Origin of the sequence: Streptomonospora salina (genome assembly GCF_014204715.1) — a bacterium.
Lineage (GTDB): Bacteria > Actinomycetota > Actinomycetes > Streptosporangiales > Streptosporangiaceae > Streptomonospora > Streptomonospora salina.
In genome coordinates this window covers 3346417-3366492 of the sequence record NZ_JACHLY010000001.1, presented here as the reverse complement: position 1 = coordinate 3366492, position 20076 = coordinate 3346417, and the positions used below count along the sequence as shown (strand labels likewise).

At 72.5% G+C, this 20076-nt stretch carries 15 protein-coding genes; 7 read left to right on the top strand and 8 right to left on the bottom strand.

The window, feature by feature from the left end:
- The first annotated feature begins 50 nt into the window (after positions 1-50).
- Both HNR25_RS15340 and HNR25_RS15335 read left to right on the top strand, forming a co-directional pair.
- Positions 51-1514 (top strand): dicarboxylate/amino acid:cation symporter, encoded by a 1464-nt coding sequence (locus HNR25_RS15340; RefSeq protein ID WP_184636117.1) that lies wholly within the window; start codon positions 51-53, stop codon positions 1512-1514.
- A gap of 150 nt (positions 1515-1664) precedes the next feature.
- On the top strand, positions 1665-2927 hold the full coding sequence (locus tag HNR25_RS15335; protein WP_184636115.1) for a chemotaxis protein CheA: 1263 nt from the start codon (positions 1665-1667) through the stop codon (positions 2925-2927).
- A 141-nt stretch (positions 2928-3068) separates the two neighbouring features.
- On the opposite strand, the gene HNR25_RS15330 is transcribed toward HNR25_RS15335, so the two are convergent.
- Positions 3069-4442 carry an NAD(P)H-quinone dehydrogenase gene (locus HNR25_RS15330; RefSeq protein ID WP_184636113.1) on the bottom strand — a complete coding sequence of 458 codons (1374 nt, stop codon included), beginning with the start codon at positions 4440-4442 and terminating at the stop codon, positions 3069-3071.
- Positions 4443-4740: 298 nt separating this feature from the next.
- Between HNR25_RS15330 and HNR25_RS15325 the strand changes: the two genes are divergently transcribed.
- Positions 4741-5571, top strand: coding sequence for a purine-nucleoside phosphorylase (locus HNR25_RS15325; protein WP_184636111.1), 831 nt, complete (start codon positions 4741-4743; stop codon positions 5569-5571).
- 454 nt (positions 5572-6025) lie between these two features.
- On the opposite strand, the gene HNR25_RS15320 is transcribed toward HNR25_RS15325, so the two are convergent.
- The 5 genes from HNR25_RS15320 to HNR25_RS15300 all read right to left on the bottom strand — a co-directional run bounded on the left by HNR25_RS15320 (position 6026) and on the right by HNR25_RS15300 (position 11933).
- Positions 6026-6643 (bottom strand): PH domain-containing protein, encoded by a 618-nt coding sequence (locus HNR25_RS15320; RefSeq protein WP_312862559.1) that lies wholly within the window; start codon positions 6641-6643, stop codon positions 6026-6028.
- A complete protein-coding gene (locus tag HNR25_RS15315; RefSeq protein WP_184636107.1) occupies positions 6640-7746 on the bottom strand; it encodes an adenosine deaminase in 1107 nt (368 codons plus the stop codon). Before HNR25_RS15315 ends, HNR25_RS15320 begins: the two co-directional genes overlap by 4 nt.
- A 42-nt stretch (positions 7747-7788) precedes the next feature.
- Complete coding sequence (locus HNR25_RS15310; protein WP_184636105.1) at positions 7789-9030, bottom strand: M20 family metallopeptidase; 1242 nt, start codon at positions 9028-9030, stop codon at positions 7789-7791.
- Complete coding sequence (locus HNR25_RS15305; protein ID WP_184636102.1) at positions 9017-10258, bottom strand: glutamate--cysteine ligase; 1242 nt, start codon at positions 10256-10258, stop codon at positions 9017-9019. The genes HNR25_RS15310 and HNR25_RS15305 overlap by 14 nt, the downstream gene beginning before the upstream one ends.
- A gap of 502 nt (positions 10259-10760) precedes the next feature.
- Positions 10761-11933, bottom strand: coding sequence for a YihY/virulence factor BrkB family protein (locus HNR25_RS15300; RefSeq protein WP_184636100.1), 1173 nt, complete (start codon positions 11931-11933; stop codon positions 10761-10763).
- Positions 11934-12203: 270 nt separating this feature from the next.
- Between HNR25_RS15300 and galT the strand changes: the two genes are divergently transcribed.
- The 4 genes from galT to HNR25_RS15280 all read left to right on the top strand — a co-directional run bounded on the left by galT (position 12204) and on the right by HNR25_RS15280 (position 17314).
- Positions 12204-13358 carry a galactose-1-phosphate uridylyltransferase gene (gene galT, locus HNR25_RS15295; RefSeq protein WP_184636097.1) on the top strand — a complete coding sequence of 385 codons (1155 nt, stop codon included), beginning with the start codon at positions 12204-12206 and terminating at the stop codon, positions 13356-13358.
- 9 nt (positions 13359-13367) lie between these two features.
- Complete coding sequence (galE, locus tag HNR25_RS15290) at positions 13368-14348, top strand: UDP-glucose 4-epimerase GalE (protein WP_184636095.1); 981 nt, start codon at positions 13368-13370, stop codon at positions 14346-14348.
- 95 nt (positions 14349-14443) lie between these two features.
- Positions 14444-15775, top strand: a complete 1332-nt coding sequence (galK, locus tag HNR25_RS15285; protein WP_312862558.1) for a galactokinase — start codon at positions 14444-14446, stop codon at positions 15773-15775.
- A gap of 297 nt (positions 15776-16072) precedes the next feature.
- On the top strand, positions 16073-17314 hold the full coding sequence (locus HNR25_RS15280) for an LCP family protein (RefSeq protein ID WP_184636093.1): 1242 nt from the start codon (positions 16073-16075) through the stop codon (positions 17312-17314).
- A gap of 450 nt (positions 17315-17764) precedes the next feature.
- Here HNR25_RS15280 and HNR25_RS15275 read toward each other — a convergent pair whose 3' ends face one another.
- Positions 17765-18982 (bottom strand): NADP-dependent isocitrate dehydrogenase, encoded by a 1218-nt coding sequence (locus HNR25_RS15275; protein WP_184636091.1) that lies wholly within the window; start codon positions 18980-18982, stop codon positions 17765-17767.
- A gap of 275 nt (positions 18983-19257) precedes the next feature.
- Positions 19258-19629, bottom strand: a complete 372-nt coding sequence (locus HNR25_RS25970) for a DUF3017 domain-containing protein (protein ID WP_312862557.1) — start codon at positions 19627-19629, stop codon at positions 19258-19260.
- Positions 19630-20076 lie beyond the last annotated feature (447 nt).

Sequence of the window (20076 nt, the reverse complement as noted above, 5' to 3'; positions counted from 1 at the left end):
ACCCGCCAACGCGGGACACCGGTCACCGTCCTGACAACAGGAGTCACACCGTGCTATCCGCACTGCGGCGCATACCCTTCACCGTCCAAGTCCTGGCCGCCCTCGTCGTCGGTGTCGGCCTGGGCGTCGTCGCCCGCCAGCTCGGCGGTACGGCCGAGGACCCCAACTGGCTGGCCCTGACCCTCGACACCATCGGCTCGACCTTCGTGACGCTGCTGCGCACGATCGTTCCGCCGCTGATCGTGCTGGCGGTCATCTCCTCCATCGCCAATCTGCGCAACACCGCCAACGCCGCCCGCCTCGCCGGACAGACGCTGCTGTGGTTCGCCGTCACCGCGCTGATCGCCGTGGGCATCGGCCTTGGCCTGGGCAGCCTCATCCGGCCCGGCGCCAACGCCGACGTGGACGCCGCGGCCGCGCAGGCGCCCGACTCGCAGGGGTCGTGGCTGGCGTTCCTGGAGAGCATGGTGCCGGCCAACTTCCTCGGGGTGACCGCCGACACCTCCGAGGACGCCGGCTCGCTGGCCACCAGCCTCGACTTCAACGCCCTGCAGCTCATCGTCATCGCGATCGCCGTCGGCATCGCGGCGGTGCGTGTGGGACCGGCCGCCGAACCGTTCCTGGCCTTCACCCGCTCGGCCCTGGACGTGGTGCTGAAGGTGCTGTGGTGGGTCATCCGGCTCGCTCCGCTGGGCACCCTCGGCCTGCTGGGCAACGCGGTCTACAGCTACGGCTGGACCACCGTGGGCTCCCTCGGCACGTTCGCGCTGGCGATCTACGCCGGCCTGGCGCTGGTGCTGTTCGTGGTCTATCCGGTGCTGGCCCGCCTGCACGGGCTCTCGCCGCTGAAGTTCTTCTCCGGCGTCTGGCCGGCGGTGCAGCTCGGGTTCGTTTCGCGCTCCTCGATGGGCACCATGCCCGTGACCCAGCGCGTGGCCGAGACGAACTTCGGCGTCCCGCGCCACTACTCGTCCTTCGCCGTGCCTTTCGGCGCCACCACCAAGATGGACGGATGCGCCGCGATCTACCCGGCGATCGCCGCGATCTTCGTGTCGCAGTTCTACGGCGTGCCGCTGGGGCTGACCGACTACCTGCTGATCGTCTTCGTGTCGGTGATCGGATCGGCCGCCACCGCCGGCACCACCGGCGCGACGGTCATGCTCACGCTGACACTGTCGACGGTGGGCCTGCCGCTTGAGGGCGTCGGCCTGCTGCTGGCCGTCGACCCGATCCTGGACATGGGCCGCACCGCGGTGAACGTGGCCGGGCAGGCGTTCGTGCCGGCTCTGGTCGCCAAGCGGGAGCGGATCATGGACGTGGCCCGCTTCCACGCCCCGCGCGGCCTCGGCGGGTTCGTCGCCCCGGACGGCGGCGCGGATCCGGGCGCCGCCCCCGCTCAGGACGCGGCCGGAACCGTCGACGGCGACGCGTCCGCGGAAGCGGCCGCCGGCGAAGCGCCCGCCGGCGACGGTGCGGCCGAGCCCGCCGGCCGGTCGGGCGCGACGGCGACCTGACGCGGCCCCGCCGCGACGCGCCTTGGCGGGCGGCACGCCATCCGAGGGCGGGCCGCCCGTAGTCTGAGAGGCGACGAGCCGCCCGCCCTGCGGGAACCTTCCAGCCGCCCTGTTCGTCGTATGAGAGTGAGGGAGGCGAGAGGAACGATCATGTTGCGCCGCTTGGTACTACCCGCCCTGCTTACCGCGGGGCTCTCCGCTGTCGCCATGGCACCCGCCAGCGCCGACTCCGTCCCGGAAGCGGGCGCGGTCGTCGACGACCTGCGGAACGACAACGTCTACATCGACCCCGACATCACCACCGACCAGCTCCCCCAGGCCGAGCGTGACACGCTGGCCGACGCCGCCGACTCCGCGGCGAACCCCACCTACTACGTGGTCCTCCCCTCGGGCACGCTCAACTCCGAGGCCAGCGTCGACAGCTACATCGAGGACGTCCAGCCCGAGGTCGGCGACGGCACCTACGCGGTGCTCGCCGGATCCCAGACGCTGGTGATCAACTCCACGGAGCTCGACGCGTCGGAGGACGACGCGCTCAGAGAGGATCTGCTGTCCCGCAACGAGGGCCAGGTCGACACGCTGGTCGCGGTACCCGAGGCCGTGGAGGACCAGGAGTCCGCCGACGCCGCCTCCAGCGCCTTCGGCGCGATCCTGCTGGGCCTGCTGGTCGTAGCCGTCGCCGGCGGCGGCTTCTTCCTCTACCGCGGCAAGAAGCGCCGCGACGAGCAGAAGGCCAAGGAGCTGGCCGAGATCAAGGAGATGGCCAGCGAGGACGTCGTGCGGCTGGGCGAGGACATCGCCGGGCTGCGGATCGACCTCTCCGCGGTCGACGAGGCCACCCGCACCGACTACACCCACGCGATGGACTCCTACGACCGCGCCAAGGCCACGCTCGACACCATCACCGAGCCCGAGCAGGTCAAGGAGGTCACCACCGCACTGGAGGACGGCCGCTACGCCATGGTGGCCACACGCGCCCGGATGAACGGCGAGCCGGTGCCCGAACGGCGCCAGCCCTGCTTCTTCAACCCCCAGCACGGCCCGTCGGACCAGGACGTGATGTGGGCCCCTCCGGGCGGCACCAGCCGGTCGGTTCCGGCCTGCCCCGCCTGCGCCCAGGCGGTGCACTCCGGCGGCGACCCCGACGTCCGCCAGGTCGAGGTCGACGGGCAGCGCCGGCCCTACTACGACGCCGGCCCCGCCTACGCCCCCTACGCGGGCGGCTACTTCGGCATGGACATGATGGGGGGCATGTTCACCGGCATGATGATGGGCTCCATGATGGGGTCCATGATGGGCGGCGGCATGATGGGCGGTGACATGGGAGGCGGCGCCGACATGGGCGGCGACTTCGGCGGAGGCGGCGATTTCGGCGACTTCGGCGGAGGCGACTTCGGCGGGTTCGACTTCTAGGGCCCGCCCGCCCAGCACGCGCGCTCGCGTCCTTCACGCACGAAACGGCCCCGGCACGCCGCCGGGGCCGTTTCGTGCGCCGGGTTCCGGGAGGGCGCGGCTCCGGCCCCGGCGACCCGTCCGCGCCGCCGGGGCCGCGCCCTACTCCGGTGAAGCCTGCATGAGCGAACGGGCCGCTTCGGTGACGCTGCCCGACAGCGACGGATACACCGCGAACGTGTGCGCGAGGTCGTCGACGGTCAGGCGCTGCTGCACCGCCACCGATACGGCCAGGATCAGCTCGCTGGCGCGCGGCCCGACGATGACGCCGCCCATCACGATTCCGGTGTGCTGGCGGCAGATCAGCTTGACGAACCCGTCCTTGCTGTTGGTCATCTTCGCGCGCGGGTTGGTGTCCAGCGGCAGGTTGACCACGCGGGCGTCGAGCTTGCCGCTGCGCACCTCGCTCTCGGTGGCGCCCACCGACGCGAGCTCGGGGTGCGTGAACACGGTGGAGGCCACCGTGGAGAGTTTCAGCGGCGATACCGCCTCGCCCAGTGCGTGCCACATGGCGATGCGTCCCTGCATCGCCGCGACCGAGGCCAGCATGTTCACACCGGTGCAGTCGCCGGCGGCGTAGACGCCGGCGGCGGAGGTCCGCGAGACCCGGTCGACCTGGATGAACCCGCCGTCGTCCAGGCCCACGCCGATCTCCTCCAACCCGATGTTGGCGGTGTTGGGGATCATGCCCACCGTCATCAGGCAGTGGCTGCCCTCGACGGTGCGACCGTCCGACAGCGTGACCAGCACGCCGTCGCCGGTGTTGGTCACCGACTCCGCGCGCGTCTGACTCAGCACCGTCATGCCCTGGCGGCGGAACACGCCCTCCAGGACCTCGGCGGCGTCGGGGTCCTGGGTGGGCATCACGCGCTCGCGGGAGGAGACCAGGGTGACGTCCGAGCCCAGGCCCTGGTAGGCGTTGGCGAACTCGGCCCCGGTGACGCCCGAACCCACCACGATCAGCTTCTCCGGAAGTTCGTGCAGGTCGTAGAGGTGGCGCCAGGTGAGGATGCGTTCGCCGTCGGGCTTGGCCGAGGGGAGTTCGCGCGGGTGGGCACCGGTGGCCACCAGGACGATGTCGGCGTGGATGCGGCGGTCGCCGACGGCGACGATCTTGGGGTCGACCAGCCGGGCCTCGCCCGGGACGATCTCCACGCCCTCCTTGACCACGCGTGAAGCGGTGTCGTCGGACTGGGCCTGGGCCAGCCGCTTCACACGGGCGTTGACGGCCCCCACGTCGACCGTCACGCCGCCGTCGGTGTCGGCGGCGTCGATGCCCAGCCGGTCGGCCTCCCGGACATAGGTGGAGCGCACCGACGTCGCGATCATGGTCTTGGAGGGGACGCAATCGGTCAGGACGCAGGCGCCGCCGACACCGTCGCGATCCACGATCGTCACGTCCGCGCCCAGTTGAACGGCCACCAGCGCCGCCTCGTAGCCGCCCGGCCCGCCGCCGATGATCACGACCTTGGTCACACTGCTTCACTCCTTCTGGCGGACACGCGTCGAAGTGCGGCCTGCCTCGTGGGCCGCCGTCTGGGACGCCTCTGCTTGCCGTCTCCCCATTGTCCGCCATGCCGAGCGGCGGAAATCGCAACGGGGCGCCCGGGCCGGATCGGCACCGTTCCTACGGCCCGTTCCGCCGAAGAATGCGGCGGCCGGACGGGCGCCCGGGACAGCCGGGCGCGTGCGACGCATCCGGTTCCGGCCGATTTTGAACACGTAGCGTTGCGTTCCGGATCGGTTCGGTTACGCGGGCGTACTCTCCGGAGATGTGAGCGAATCCACACAAGCACGCCCAACGACCGGGACCGCCGAAGCCAAAGAGCGGGCCGCCCGGGCCGCGGACGAACTCAAGACCCGCACCGGCGCCGACGCGTTCGACGCCGTGGTGATCCTCGGCTCGGGGTGGGCGGAGGCGGCGGACACGCTGGGCAGTTCCGACGCCGAGCTGGACGTCACCGAGCTTCCGGGGTTCGTGGCGCCCACCGCGGCCGGCCACTACGCGACCCTGCGCAGTGTCCGCATCGGCACCAAGCGCGCAGCGGTGTTCTGCGGACGCACCCACCTCTACGAAGAGCACGATCCGATGCGGATCGTCCATGCGGTACGCACCGGCGTCGCGGCCGGTGCGTCGGTCGCGGTGCTGACCGGGGCGGCCGGTTCGCTGCGCGCCGACTTCGCCGTGGGCCAGCCGATCGTGGTGCGCGACCACATCAACCTGACCGCAACGTCGCCGCTGTCGGGGCCGGATTTCGTGGACCTCACCGAGGCCTACAGCCCGCGGCTGCGCACCGCGGTCCACGAGGCCGACCCGTCGCTGGCCGAGGGGGTCTACGCCTCGCTCCTGGGGCCGCAGTTCCAGACCCCGTCCGAGCTGGCCATGCTGCGGGTGGCCGGCGCCGACCTGGTGGGGCGCTCCTTCGCGCTGGAGACCATCGCCGCGGTCGAGATGGGCGCCGAGGTGCTCGGCATGTCGGTGGTCAGCAACGACGCCATCGGCTCGGTCTTCGAGCCGTTCGACTCGCTCAAGGCGCTGGACGTGGTGCAGCAGCGCGCGCAGCGCCTGGGCGAGCTGCTCGGCGCGGCGCTGCAGCGGGCCTGACTCCGGGTTCGGCGGCCCTGTCCGGGGGTCGGTGCTACGGGCGCCGAGCGCGGCGATGCGGGGACGGTGGCACCGGGTCGGCGCCTGCCACACTCGCGCAGGCGGACACGGTGCGCCCGGCGGCCGTCCGCGCAGGCCGTCGGGCGCACTCGTGTCCATGCGGCGCGGAGCGGGGTCCCCGCAGACCCCGTGGCGAGCCCCGGCCGCATCTTTCCGGGTGGAGCACCGCGCCGCCGGGTGCGCGGCCGCCCGGCCTGAACCGGACCGCCCCGCAGCGACACGGGTGGCGATCCGTGCCGGCGGCGCTTCCTATTCGGTTGGCCCATGCCGCGTGCGCGAGCGGCGGGGGATCCGCGTGCACCACCCGCCGCCCAACCATTAGGCATGCCTTACCTAACCAGGAATCGGAGATGCGGTCAACCCCTCCGCCGGCGCCGCGAACGTCCCGGACCGCTCAGACCATCAGCAGCACCACGACCAGCAGGGCGACCGGTGCGCCGAGCGCCACCAACGCGTCCGGCCCCCACACCGTCGTCGGCCCGCGCGGGGCCGACGCGACCGCGGACCCGCCCGCACCGGTCCCGCCGCCGGCCTCCCGGCCCCCGAGCTCGGCCCTGCGGCGCTCGGCTTCGGCCCGCAGGTCCCGGGCGGCGAGGTCGACGGGGCTCATCGTGCGCGGGTCGGCGTCCGGCGCCGGGACGGGGCCGTCGCCGGCCCGGCGCAGGTTCTCCCGGACCCGCGCACGCTTGGTCTCGCGCAGCGGCCAGGACCGGAAGACCCGCCCGTCGGCGTGGATCCGCAGCACGTCGGTGACGTCGGCCCAGGTGAACGCCTGCCACGGGACGAACGTGTCGCGCAGCGGATTGACCAGGCGGACGCCCTCCCTGGTGGGGACGACGCGCGGGCGCAGCCACAGCACGTAGGCCGCGCCCGCCGTGATCAGCAGCACCGCACCGGCGGCCAGGCTGGCGGGGCCGCTGCCGCGCAGCACCAGATCCGCCAGCAGCAGAACGACGATCACCACCCAGGCCCAGCCCGCCAGGCGCGAAGCCGGAGCGGTCAACGGCTTCACTGCGTCGCCCACTTCAGCTGCGCGAAGCCGGGCTTGATCCGCCCGTTGATGAGCGACAGACGCTCGTCGAAGGGCAGGAACGCCGACTTCATCGCGTTGACCGTGAACCACTGCAGGTCGTCCCAGCCGTAACCGAAGGCAGAGGAGAGCTTCGCGAACTCCTCCGACAGGCTCGTGCCGCTCTGCAGCCGGTTGTCGGTGTTGACCGTGACCCGGAAGCGCAGCTCGCGCAGCAGGCCGATCGGGTGCTCGGCGATCGAGGGGGCCGCGCCGGTCTGCACGTTGGAGCTGGGGCACATCTCCAGCGGTACGCGCTGATCGCGCACGTAGTTGGCGAGGCGCCCCATCCGGACCCCGTCCTGGCCGCCGCCCGGCGAGCGCTCGATGTCGTCGACGATGCGCACCCCGTGGCCCAGCCGGTCGGCGCCGCACCACTGCAGCGCCTCCCAGATCGACGGCAGCCCGAACGCCTCCCCGGCGTGGATGGTGAAGTGCGAGTTCTCCCGGCTCATGTACTCGAAGGCGTCCAGGTGCCGGGTGGGCGGGTAGCCGGCCTCGGCGCCGGCGATGTCGAAACCGACCACGCCCACGTCGCGGTAGCGCACCGCCAGCTCGGCGATCTCCAGAGAGCGGGCGGCGTGGCGCATCGCCGTCAGCAGCGTGCCGACCACGATCGGCCGGCCCTGCGCGGCGGCGCGCTCCTGGCCTTTCCGGAAGCCCTCCAGTACCGCCTCGACGACCTCGTCCAGCGACAGGCCCTGTTCCAGGTGCAGCTCGGGCGCATAGCGCACCTCGGCGTAGACGACACCGTCGGCGGCCAGATCCTCGGCGCACTCGGCCGCGACCCGCTCAAGGGCGTCGCGGGTCTGCATCACGGCGACGGTGTGGGAGAACGTCTCCAGGTAGCGCTCCAGCGCGCCGGAGTCCGCGGCCTCGCGGAACCACGTCCCCAGTTCGCCGGGGTCGCGGGCGGGCAGTCCGGTGTAGCCGACGGATTCGGCGAGGTCGACGACGGTCTCCGGGCGCAGCCCGCCGTCGAGGTGGTCGTGCAGCAGCACCTTGGGGGCGCGCCGGATGTCGTCAAGGGTCAACGGGTGGCTCATATCGTTCAGGATGCCACCCGGTGCGGCCCGCCGGCGCGCACCTCAGGCCAGTGCCGCGTCCTGCACGGCGTCGCTGCCGGCCGAGCGGGCGCACTCCCACAGCGCAGTCAGCGCGGTCGCCGACATCAGCTGCACCCCCACACCGATGGCGCCCTCGTCGACGTCGAAGTCGCCGCGGTGCAGGTCCAGCATCGGCGATCCGGAGCTGGGGGCGTGCGTGCCCAGGCGGGCCAGCGCGCCCGGCACGTGCTCCAGGTACCAGGCGAAGTCCTCGCCGCCCAGGCTCTGCGGAGTGTCGGCGACGGACTCGGGACCCAGCGCCTGGGCGCAGGCGTGCTGCAGCATCCGCACGCTGGAGGACTCGTTGACCGTGGGCGGGACACCGCGGCGGTAGTCGACCTCGGCGCGGGCTCCGTAGCCGGCGACCACCGAGTCGACGAGCTCGCGGATGAGGTCGGGGGCGGCGTGCCAGGCGTCGTCGTCCAGGCAGCGCACGGTTCCCTCGGCCACCCCGTCGTCGGGTATGGCGTTGGGCGCCGAGCCGGCGCTGACGCGTCCCCACACCAGGCTGAACCCGGCCCGGGGGTCGACACGCCGCGACAGGGCGGCGGGCAGCTCGGTGACGACCTTGCCCAAGGCGTAGACGAGGTCGGAGGTCAAGTGCGGGCGGGCGGTGTGGCCGCCGTCTCCCGACAGCCGCACCAGCACCTGGTCGCAGGCCGCGGTGATGGGGCCGGTGCGCAGGCCGACCTGACCGGTGAGCAGCCGCGGGTCGCAGTGCAGCGCGAAGACGCGGTCCACACCGTCGATGCCGCCGGCGTCGACCACTTCACGCGCCCCTCCGGGCAGCTCTTCGGCGGGCTGGAACAGCAGCCGCACCCGGCCCGGCAGCGCGCCCGCGCGGGCCTGCTGGGCCAGGAACAGCCCGGTCGCCAGCAGCACGGTGGTATGCACGTCGTGTCCGCAGGCGTGCGCGGCTCCGGGGACGGTGGAGCGGTAGGGCACGTCCTTCTCGTCGGTGAGCGGCAGCGCGTCGATGTCGGCGCGCAGGGCGACGGTGGGGCCCTCACCCGTGCCGATGTCGCAGACGAGGCCGGTGGTGTGCGGCAGGGGCTCGGGTGCGAGTCCGATGCCGCGCAGCCGCTCGGCGATCCGCTGGGTGGTGCGGTGCTCGGCGAAGGCGAGTTCGGGGTGCATGTGCAGATCACGCCGGAACTCGATGAACTCGCGCTTGTGGCGAGCCAGGAATGCGTTCAGTTGCTCCCGCAGGTCACGCCCCTGCATGGGATGGCCCCCTGTTCTTGTTCGCATGGTCGGTTCCGGTGCCGCCGCCCCCCGCCCGCCGGTCGGCGGCCTGGCTCGGGACGGAGGGCGCCGCCGGGAAGACGTCGGCACGGAACTCCGCCACCAGCGAGTCCACGACGTCGTCGAGGGTGCCGCCGCCGTCGACGACCGCGCGCTGGCGCTCGTAGGACGCTCCCGTGTCGAGGATCTCGGAGGCCACGCCCAGGTCCTCGGCGCAGCCCAGCCGCGCGGCCACCGGTTCGAGTTCGCGGAGCAGTTCGTACAGGTCGTCGCGCAGCGGCATGGTGGTGCCCCGGTCGTCGGTGATGATCCGGGCGTCCAGGCCGTAGCGGGTGGCCCGCCACTTGTTGTCGTTGACCACCCATGTGGGCGGCATGGGAAGCCCGTAGCCGCGGTCGAGCTGCTGATCGAACAGCCGGACCAGGCTTTGGGACAACGCGGCGGCCATGCCGACCTCGCGCAGCGTGGGGATACCGTCGAACATCCGGATCTCGATCGTGCCGAAATCGGGATGCGGGCGGACGTCCCACCACACTTCCTTGATACTCGATATGGTCCCGGCCCGGAGCAGGGTTTCCATATATTCCTCGAACGCGTCCCAGTTCTCGAGGCGGGGCGGCGGACCCGAGGTGGGCAGCGCACCGAAGATGATCGACCGGCTGGACGCCAGCCCCGTGTCGTGGCCGCTCCAGTACGGGCTGGAGGCCGTCAGGGCCAGGAAGTGCGGCAGGTACCTGGCCAGCGCGTTCACGATGGGGATGGCCTTCTCCCGCGAACGCACCCCCACGTGGACGTGCACGCCGAAGGTGAGTATGCGCCGGGCCAGCCACTGCATCTCGTCGACGAGTTCGCCGTAGCGCTGGACCGGCGAGAGGGCCTGGTCGCGCCAGTCGTCCAGCGGATGGGTGCCGGCGCAGATGAGGGCGGTGTCGCGGCCCTCCAGCACGGATCCGAGCCGGGCGACGCTGCCCGCCAGGTCGGACCGGGCTTCGTCGACCGTCTCGCAGATGCCGGTGACGACCTCGACCGTGCACTGCATCAGCTCGTGGCGCAGCGGCGGGTTCTCCGGCGCCTCGCTCAGATCCGGGAGCTGTCCCAGGACCTGCTGGGCCTCCTGGCGGAGGTGGCGGGTGTGCGCGTCGACGAGCTGGAGCTCCCACTCCACGCCGAGAGTGGCGCGCTGGGAATCGTTGAATTCGATGGCCACGGTCAACCTCCGCACTGTCGTCCGGCCGGGTCGGGCACCGACACTGACCGCACCCTAGGCGAGGCGCTGCCCGCATGGTGAGTACGCGTCATGAGGCGTTCCGTTCCTGGCTTGATCAGGCGACGTGGGACGGGTCGAGCTGCGCGGGCGCCGACGGCGGCCCGCGCTGCCCGGGACCGGCCGGTCCCGGGCCGGCGGGCGTTTCCGGCGCGGGCCCGGCCTGATGCGGTGGGACACCGCCGGTGCCCGCAGGCCGCCCGAGGACCGCGCCCCCGCGCACGCGTCCGGGCACGCGTGGGCGTGTCCGAGCGCCGAACACGCGGTCTCGCAGGCGGCGCCGTGCGGGTGCCGTCCGCGCGTTCGAAGATCACGCTACACAACAAGAAGGGAGACTACCCCGAAGTAACCGATACGTGACCTCAGCGGTCGATGCGGGCCGTGAAGCGCCGACCGATGCCGACGGATTGCGCCGCAATGTCGCGATTGCCTCGCTGGCAGCACATCATTCGTCGGTGCGCCCTGCGCGGCGGCGCAGCCACAGCCACGCGCCGGCCGCCGCCGCGGCCAGCACCGCCGGCGGGCCCACGCGGCGCAACGCGGCCCGCACCCGCAGCAGCCGCGCCAGCATGCGGGAACGGCGCTGCTGCCGCGGCGTGGGACGCGCCGGCAGGCTCGCCACCGAGGTGCCCAGGCCCTCGCGCACGGTTGCGCGCGGGGGGTCCTCGTCGCTCAGCCCGATCGGCAGCCCGGAGGGGACGGCCCCCTGGTAGGGCGGCGGCACCGGCAGCCACGTCGCCGTCCAGGCGGCGCACAGCAGCAGCATCCGCATGACCAGGTTGATCCACACCAGCAGCCCGGCGACCACCGCGAAGGAGGCGTAGACGGGATCGCTCAGCGTGCCGCTGATCAGCAGCGCCGCTGCGGACTTCAGGATCTCGAAACCGACGGCCGCCATCAGCGCGCCGTGCCACAGCAGGCGCAGCGGGCGGCGGGTACCCGACAGGCGGGAGAACACCACCAGGAAGATGACCGTGTCCGCGGCCACGGCCACCGCCGGCCCCAGAGTGCGGGCCGTCACAACCGCGACCACGGACTCCCGCAGCCCCAGAAAGCCCAGCACCGGGCTCGTGGCCGCCTGGGCGAGGCTGGTCAGCGCGACGGAGCCGAGCAGGCACAGGCCCAGCACCGCCATCACCGCGATGTCGAGCAGCTTGGCGACGGCGAAGTTGGGACCGTCGGCGGGACGGTGCAGCCACACCCGGTGCAGCGCCCCGCGCACGGCCCCGACCGCGCCGACGCCCGCGTACAGCAGGCCGAGCAGGCCGACGGCTCCGGCCCCGGCGCGCGCCTCGGCGATCCGGTCGATCGGCAGGCCTTCGGCCAGTCCGGGAAGCGCCCCCCGGATGGCCTGGTCCAGGTAGTCGCGGGCGTCCGGTTCGACGGCCGCGGCATAGCCGACCGCCGCGAAGGCCAGCGCCAGCAGGGGGAAGAAGGACAGGAACGCGTAGTAGGTGACCGCGGCGGCCAACCGGTTGCCCTGGGACCCGGTATAGCGCTCGACGGCGCGCACCGCGTGGTCCACGACCGGGCGGCGCCGGCGCACCGACCAGTAGGTTTCCATGGCGAGGTGGCGGACGTGCCGCACCCGGTCCTTCAGCGCCGTCGCCGCGGCCATCGGCACCGCCCTCTCACGATCTTCCCGGGTCCGGCGCATCCGCGCCCCGCCGGGCCGTCGGTCCCGGCCCTGCCGGCGGCGCGTACCGGCGACCTTAGCCAACGGGGCCCGGACCGCAGAAGGCGCCGCTCCCGCAGGCCCGGCAAGCGGCCGAAACGGACCCGGGCGGCACTACCTTGACCAAACATCAGACACAGCAACGCTAAATCGATCAAAAATAGTCATAATCGGTCTCGTATCGCTGCTCATGCCATGCCCTAGACTGATCTTGTGCGAACTCGACAAGTTTTTCGATCGGCAGGCAGCCTCGCGGACGGACGCGAGATCATCTACTTCGACGAAGCGCCCGACACCGGTCGGGCCGACGTCGCCGACCGCCGGCCGCTCCCGCCGTCGACCACCGGATCCCAGCTGCGCTACGATCCCCTGCTCGACGAATGGGTCGCCCTGGCCGCCCACCGGCAGAACCGCACCTACCTGCCCCCGCCCGACGAGTGCCCGCTCGACCCCTCCGCAGGCGAGCGCCTGAGCGAGATCCCGGCCGGCGACTACGACGTCGTCGTGTTCGAGAACCGCTTCCCCTCCCTGGCCCCCGCCCCCGAACCGGCCGACGGCGGCGACGACCCCGCCCTCCTCGCCCGCCCCAGCGCCGGCCGCTGTGAAGTCGTGTGCTTCACCTCCGACCACGCGGCCTCGTTCTCCGACCTCACCCCCGCGCGCGCCCGCACCGTCGTCGAGGCCTGGGCCGACCGCACCGCGGAACTGGGCGCACGCCCCGACGTCGCGCACGTGTACCCGTTCGAGAACCGCGGCGTCGAGATCGGGGTGACCCTCCAGCACCCCCACGGCCAGATCTACGCCTACCCGTTCGTGCCCCCGCGCATCGCCGCCATGCGCGAGGCCGCCGGCAAACACCGCGCCGCCACCGGCGCAAACCTCTTCGACACCGTGGTCGCCGACGAGCGCCGCGCCGGCAGCCGCGTGGTGGCCGAAGGCGAGCACTGGACCGCGTTCGTGCCCGCCGCCGCCCGCTGGCCCTACGAAGTCCGCCTGTTCCCGCTCCGGCGCGTGCCCACCCTGGACCGCCTCGACGACGACCAGCGCGACGAACTCGCCGGCATCTACCTCGACCTGCTGGGCGCCTTCGACGGCCTGTTCCCCCAGCCGGCCGGCGGCACCGACCCGCCCACGCCCTACATCTCCGCCTGGCACCAGGCCCCGGTCGACGCCGACGGAACGCCCGACCCCGAATTCGGGCTGCACCTGCAGTTGTTCACGCTGCGCCGCGCCCCTGGAAAACTGAAGTACCTCGCGGGGTCCGAATCGGGCATGGCGGCGTGGATCAACGACGTCGCCCCCGAAGACGCCGCCGAACGCATCCGCGCCGCGCTTCCCGACCCGGCGGCGCGCCCCACCGAGAGCTAAGGAGCAGCGTTGAGAGTCCTGGTCACCGGAGGCGCCGGGTACATCGGCAGTGTCGTCGCCGCCCAGCTGCTGGAGTCCGGACACGACGTGTCCGTCCTCGACGACCTGTCCACCGGACACCGCGAGGCCGTCCCCGAAGGGTGCCGCTTCGTCGAGGGCGGCATCCGCGAACGCGCCGCCGACGTCCTCGCCGGCCACGGAATCGAGGCCGTGCTGCACTTCGCCGCCCGCTCGGTGGTGCCCGAATCGATGGCCCGCCCCGAGCGCTACTGGGACGGCAACGTCGGCTGCACGCTGGCCCTGCTGGAGGCCATGCGCACCAACGGCGTCGCACGCATCGTCTTCTCCTCCACCGCCGCCGTCTACGGCGAACCCGAATCCGCCGAGATCGGCGAGGACGCCCCCGTCCGCCCCGGCAACCCCTACGGCGCCACCAAGGCCGCCATCGACACCGCACTGACCGAGTTCGCGCGCATGCACGGCATCGGTGCGGCCAGCCTGCGCTACTTCAACGTCGCCGGCGCCTACGCGGGCCTGGGCGAACGCCACGACCCCGAGACCCACCTGATCCCCATCGTGCTGCAGGTCGCGCTCGGGCGGCGCGAATCCGTCGCCGTCTACGGCGAGGACTACCCCACCGCCGACGGCACCTGTGTGCGGGACTACATCCACGTCGCCGACCTCGCCGAGGCCCACCTGCTCGCCCTGGACGCCTGCCGCCCCGGCGAGCACCGGGTGTACAACCTCGGCAACGGCACCGGATTCAGCGTGCGCCAAGTCGTCGACGTCTGCCGCGAGGTCACCGGCCGCCCCGTCCCCGCGGTCGCCGCCGACCGGCGCCCCGGCGACCCCGCCGTCCTCGTCGCCTCCAGCGAGCGCGCCCGCCGCGAGCTGGGGTGGACGCCGCGCCGGCCCGAACTGCGCCGCATCGTCGCCGACGCCTGGGACTTCCACACCGGCGGCGACTCCGCCGGGCGGCCGGCCGGCTGACCCCCGCGGCGCCCCCAGGCGCCGATCCGTCGATCCACACCCCAGCGGACGCGGCCGGGTGCGGCGCCCGCACAGCCAGCGAGGAGAGATCAAGCGTGTTGGACCGCCTTCGCGCGCCGTTCCGGCGCGGAGCCGAGCCGCAGGCGGCGGCCGGACCGGCCGCCGCGCCGGACCCCGCCGCACCGCGACAGGACCCCGCCGGCGACCGGGCCGAACCCCGGAGCCGGCAGCAGGGGCCGCACGACGGCGACCGCGTCGTCGACCCCGGCGACGTCGCCGCCGCGTTCGCCGACGTTTTCGGCCGGGACCCGCTGGGCGTCTGGCACGCCCCCGGGCGCGTCAATCTGATGGGCGAGCACACCGACTACAACGACGGCCTCGTGCTGCCCATGGCCCTGCCGTGGGGCGTCACCGTCGCGCTCGCGCCCACCGACGACGGCACCGCCGAAGTCCGCAGCGCCCAGCGCCCCGGCGAACCTGTCACGTTCACCACCGCCGGCCTCGCTCCCGAAGACCCGGTCGAGGGGTGGGCGGGCTATGTCGCCGGCGTCTTCTGGGCCGCGCGCGAGGCCGGCCACCTGCCCGCCGACGCCGGAGCCCGCATCCTGCTCGACTCCGACCTGCCCATCGGCGCCGCCCTGTCCTCCTCGGCCGCCCTGGAGTGCGCGGTGCTCCTGGCCCTGGCCGAGGCGCACGGCCTCACCGGACTGACCGGCGACCGGCCCGCGATGGCCGCCGTCGCCCGCCGCGCCGAGAACGCCTACGTCGGCGCACCCACCGGCATCCTGGACCAGAGCGCCTCGCTGCGCTGCACCGCCGACCACGCCCTCTTCCTGGACTGCCGCAGCGGAGCGGGCAGCGCCGTGCCCTTCGACCTGGACGCGGCCGCGCTGCGGCTGCTCATCATCGACACCCGCGTCGAGCACACGCTCAGCGACACCACCGGCGGCTACGCCGCCCGCCACGACGAGTGCACCCGCGCCGCCCGCGCGCTCGGCGTCGACGCGCTGCGCGACGTCGAGGACCTGGAGGCGGCCCTCGCCGAACTGGAGGACCCCGTCCTCGTCAAGCGGGTCCGCCACGTCGTCACCGAGATCCACCGCGTCAACGCGGCGATGGGGCTGATGCGCGCCGGCGCCCTGGGCGACCTCGGCGCGGTGTTCACCGCCTCCCACCTGTCGATGCGCGACCAGTTCGAGATCTCCACCCCCGAGCTCGATCTGGCGGTGGAGACCGCGGTGGCCGCCGGTGCCCGCGGCGCCCGGATGACCGGCGGAGGCTTCGGCGGCAGCGCCGTCGCCCTGGTCCCCGAGTCGCGCCTGGACACGGTCTGCACGGCCGTGACCGACGCATTCGCCGCGCAGGACTTCACCGCCCCGTCCCTGCGCGCCGCCCTTCCCTCCCAAGGCGCCCGCCGGTTGCGGTGACGCCCGCGGCCGGCCGGGCACGGCGGCCCCGGACCCCGAGGCCCCGCCGCCCCCGCGGCGGGGCCTCACCCGCCCGGTCGACACATCCGGGTACCGGCCGCCCGCGGAGCCGACCTCCCGGTCGAGGCGCCCCGGCACCGTCGGATCCGCCCCGCGGGGGCCGCGTGCACCGTGGTGCGGAGCGGCTTTAGGTCGGCCGTATCCGGAACCTGGCTAGGCTGTGGCGAGTCCCAACACGCAAAAAGGGGACCAAGGCGGACCGCACAGTGGTGTATGCACAGATGGGCGACCAGACACATGGCTGACGGGTCGAACCGGAGAAGAGGCCGGGCGGGTCGCGGAGACGCCGACCGGACCGGGGTGTTTCGCCGCGCCCCCGACGGCGGCGCCGACGAGATCGAGAAGCTTTACCGTCCGCGCGGCTCCGAGCAGCGCTCGGGAGCGGGGCACGCGGGGTCCACACGGCGGATGCCGCCGGCCGACGACCGCCCCGGGCGGCGCCCCTCCTCCTCGGGAGGCCGTTCCGGTGGAGGGGGCGGCCGCGGGCGCACCCGCGACGGGTCCGGGAGCGCCCGACGCCGGCGCGAGGAGCGCCGCAAGCGCCGCCGTACCGTCCTGATCGTGCTGCTGGCCGTCCTCGTCCTGCTGCCGACCGCGTTCTACCTGTGGGCCGACTCCCGGCTGCAGCGGGTGCAGGCCCTGGACTTCGAGGGGCACCTGGAGGACCAGCCGGGCGAGACCTACCTGATCGTGGGATCCGACAGCCGCGACGGCCTCTCCGAGGACCAGATGCAGGACTTCGGCACCGGCGACGCGCAGGGCAAGCGCACCGACACCATCATGGTGCTCTACGTGCCCGAGACCGGTAAGCCCAGCATCGTCAGCGTGCCGCGCGACTCCTACGTGGACATCCCCGAGATCGGCCAGAACAAGATCAACGCCGCCTTCGCCGAAGCGCTCGGCGGCGGACCGACCCGGCTCGTGCGGACCTTCGAGCAGGCCAGCGGCGTCGGCATCGACCACTACGTCGAGATCGGGTTCGCCGGGTTCGTGGACATCGTCGACGCCGTCGGCGGCGTCGAGATGTGCCCCGACAAGGCGATGGAGGACCCCAAGGCCGATCTCGACATCGAGGCGGGCTGCCAGGACATGGACGGCAAGACCGCATTGGGCTACGTGCGCACGCGCGCCACGCCGCGCGCCGACCTGGACCGCATCCAGCGCCAGCGGGAGTTCTTCAGCGCACTGGTGTCCACGACCACCTCGCCCGGCACGCTGCTCAACCCGTTCCGCTCGGTGCCGCTGGTGACCGAGGGCACCGACACCTTCCTGGTGGACGAGGACGACCACCTGCTCGACCTGGGGACCATGGCGATGGCGATGCGCGAGGACCCGGCGACCACGTCCGTTCCGGTGGGCTCGACGCCCACGGTGGCCGGCGCGGGCTCGGTGGTGCTGTGGGACGAGGCGCGCTCGGCCGCGATGTTCGAAGCCATGCAGGCGGGCGAGCCGATCCCCGAGGACGCCATGCAGGACTAGCGCGCCCGCTCCGGCGGCCCGCACCCTCGGCCGCCGCCGGCGCGGACCGTTCCCGAGGAAAGAGAAAAGGGCCCGTCGCGAGGCGACGGGCCCTTTCCCTGACGTTCCGCACCGCGCGCGCCTACCCCCCAGCGGGCGCACGGCCGGCACGTCGGCCGGAATGATTTCGGGGTTCGCATCGGCCGGGTGTCCCCGGCGTGCGGATACCTCCAAGATAGGGCAATGTTCGCGAAACACGCGAATCACATCAGAGTGGCGTTCGCCGCACTACCGGCCGACACTACTCTGCGTATCCGAACGCCCCCGGACAGCCCATCCTGTCATCCGGGGACTGCCGCGCAGGCGGGATCGGCCGAATCGGCGCGGCGGCACATGCGCGGGCCGTCCCGCCCTCCGCTCGGAGGGCGGGACGGCCCGGGGCGGCTCCGCCGATGCGCGCAGGGCGCGGCCTCAGGCCAGGCGCTTCTGCAGGTTCTCGTCGAGGGCGGCGAGGAACTCCTCGGTGGTGAGGAAACCCTGGTCGCCGCCGACCAGCAGCGCGAGGTCCTTGGTCATCTGCCCGCCTTCGACGGTGGAGACGACGACCTTCTCCAGCGTGGTGGCGAACTCCACCAGCGCCGGGTTGCCGTCGAGCTTGCCGCGGTGCTCCAGGCCCCGGGTCCAGGCGAAGATCGAGGCGATGGGGTTGGTGGAGGTGGGCTTGCCCTGCTGGTGCTGGCGGTAGTGGCGCGTGACGGTGCCGTGGGCGGCCTCGGCCTCCACGGTGCGGCCGTCGGCGGTGCGCAGCACCGAGGTCATCAGCCCCAGCGAGCCGAAGCCCTGGGCGACCGTGTCGGACTGCACGTCGCCGTCGTAGTTCTTGCACGCCCAGACGTAGCCGCCCTCCCACTTCAGAGCGGCGGCGACCATGTCGTCGATCAGGCGGTGCTCGTAGGTGAGGCCGGCCGCCTCGAAGCGGTCCTTGAACTCGTTCTCGTAGATCTCCTCGAACACGTCCTTGAACATGCCGTCGTAGGCCTTGAGGATCGTGTTCTTGGTGGACATGTAGACCGGGTAGCCGCGATCCAGCCCGTAGTTGAAGCTGGCGCGCGCGAAGTCCTCGATGGAGCTGCGGTAGTTGTACATGCCCATGGCCACGCCGCCGCCCTCGGGGAAGTTCGCGACCTCCATCTCGATGGGCTCGGCGCCGTCCTCGGGCGTGTAGGTGATGGTGACCGTACCGGGGCCGGGGACCTTGAAGTCGCTGGCCTTGTACTGGTCGGCGTGAGCGTGGCGGCCGATGATGATGGGCTGGGTCCAGCCGGGCACCAGCCGGGGAACGTTCTCGCAGATGATGGGCTCGCGGAAGACGACACCGCCGAGGATGTTGCGGATCGTCCCGTTGGGCGAGCGCCACATCTTCTTCAGGCCGAACTCCTCGACCCGGGCTTCGTCGGGAGTGATGGTGGCGCACTTGACGCCGACCCCGTGCTCCTTGATGGCATTGGCGGCGTCGACCGTGACCTGGTCGTCGGTGCGGTCACGCTCCTCCATGCCCAGGTCGTAGTACTTCAGGTCGATGTCGAGGTAGGGCAGGATCAGCCGGTCCTTGATGAAGGACCAGATGATCCGCGTCATCTCGTCGCCGTCGAGCTCTACTACGGGGTTTTCAACCTTGATCTTGGCCATGGCTGGTGGCTGTCCCTTCGTTTCGGCTAGCCGTCATGTGGCTGGAGGCCGCACCGGGACGCCCGGACGCGCGCCGCGGCGGGCGCTGGAGCGCGAGCCGCGCTCAGCCGCGGAGGGGCCGGTGTGTCCACGACACGCCTCATGAGCTCGCCGCAAAGCCGTCGGCCGTCCGGGGCCGCACCGGGGGAAGGGCTCCTCCGCGGGGTGGTCGGCGGGCGGCGGCTAAGTCGATCGAACGTCTACGGTATCTCGATATCAAGCTTATTAGACGCCTACTAGGACAGCTGCGGCGCTACCCACGCGAGTGCGATCAGCAGCACGGCGAGACCGGTCAGGGTGGCGACGTCGATCCACCGGCTGCGTACCGCCAGCATCCCCGTCTTGTCGGCGGGCAGCAGGGCGCGGAACACCGCGGCCAGCATCAGCGCACCGGCGATCAGCGCGGGCCCGCGCTTGAAATGGGCGGCCGCGACGACCACGATCCCCGCGGACATGGTGGACAGCACCAGGAAATAGGGCACCTGCGCCAGCCAGCCGGGGGCACGTTCGCCGACCCCGGACCCGTGCTCCCCGGGAGCCGGATCGGGTTCCTCCTCGGGCTGGCGGGACTTGGCTGCTACCGGTTCCTCCACCGTGTTCTGGCTCACTTTCGACCTCACGCTAGCGCACGCTTCCGGCCGGACCGCCCGGCACCGGGAGGCGCCCCGGCGAACCGGCCGCGAACCCGCAGGCGAGAGCGGCGTATGCGGGGTCGGCGCACGGGCGCGCCGATCGGCCGGGCGCCCGGACGCGCCACGGGCCGAAGACGCACACAGTTTATTGGCGCCGGCCGCCACCGCACGCACCGCCTCACGGAATCGGCCGTGACCGCTTCCGAATTCGCCCGGCACCGGAATCCGGGAAACGCAGTAAACGCCCCGCGATGCCTGTCTCACTCCCGGGTAAGAGCGTAGAACCGACACGGCCCGGGTAACCAGTGAGGAGATGAGTGCCAAGGCGAGCGAGGACCACCCCCTATGAACCCCACTCAGCCAGCGACGACAAGCCACCACAGCCGATCTGAGAGGCACCCGTCCGCGCCCTGCCGCGCACTC

Bases quoted from the DNA above. Each gene is read 5' to 3' on its own strand.
- HNR25_RS15300 (WP_184636100.1), bottom strand. From the start codon at position 11,933: ATGGCCGCGGCGACGGCGCTGAAGGACCGGGTGCGGCACGTCCGCCAC.
- HNR25_RS15280 (WP_184636093.1), top strand. From the start codon at position 16,073: ATGGCTGACGGGTCGAACCGGAGAAGAGGCCGGGCGGGTCGCGGAGAC.
- HNR25_RS15310 (WP_184636105.1), bottom strand. From the start codon at position 9,030: ATGCAGGGGCGTGACCTGCGGGAGCAACTGAACGCATTCCTGGCTCGC.
- HNR25_RS15275 (WP_184636091.1), bottom strand. From the start codon at position 18,982: ATGGCCAAGATCAAGGTTGAAAACCCCGTAGTAGAGCTCGACGGCGAC.
- HNR25_RS15315 (WP_184636107.1), bottom strand. From the start codon at position 7,746: ATGAGCCACCCGTTGACCCTTGACGACATCCGGCGCGCCCCCAAGGTG.
- HNR25_RS15335 (WP_184636115.1), top strand. From the start codon at position 1,665: ATGTTGCGCCGCTTGGTACTACCCGCCCTGCTTACCGCGGGGCTCTCC.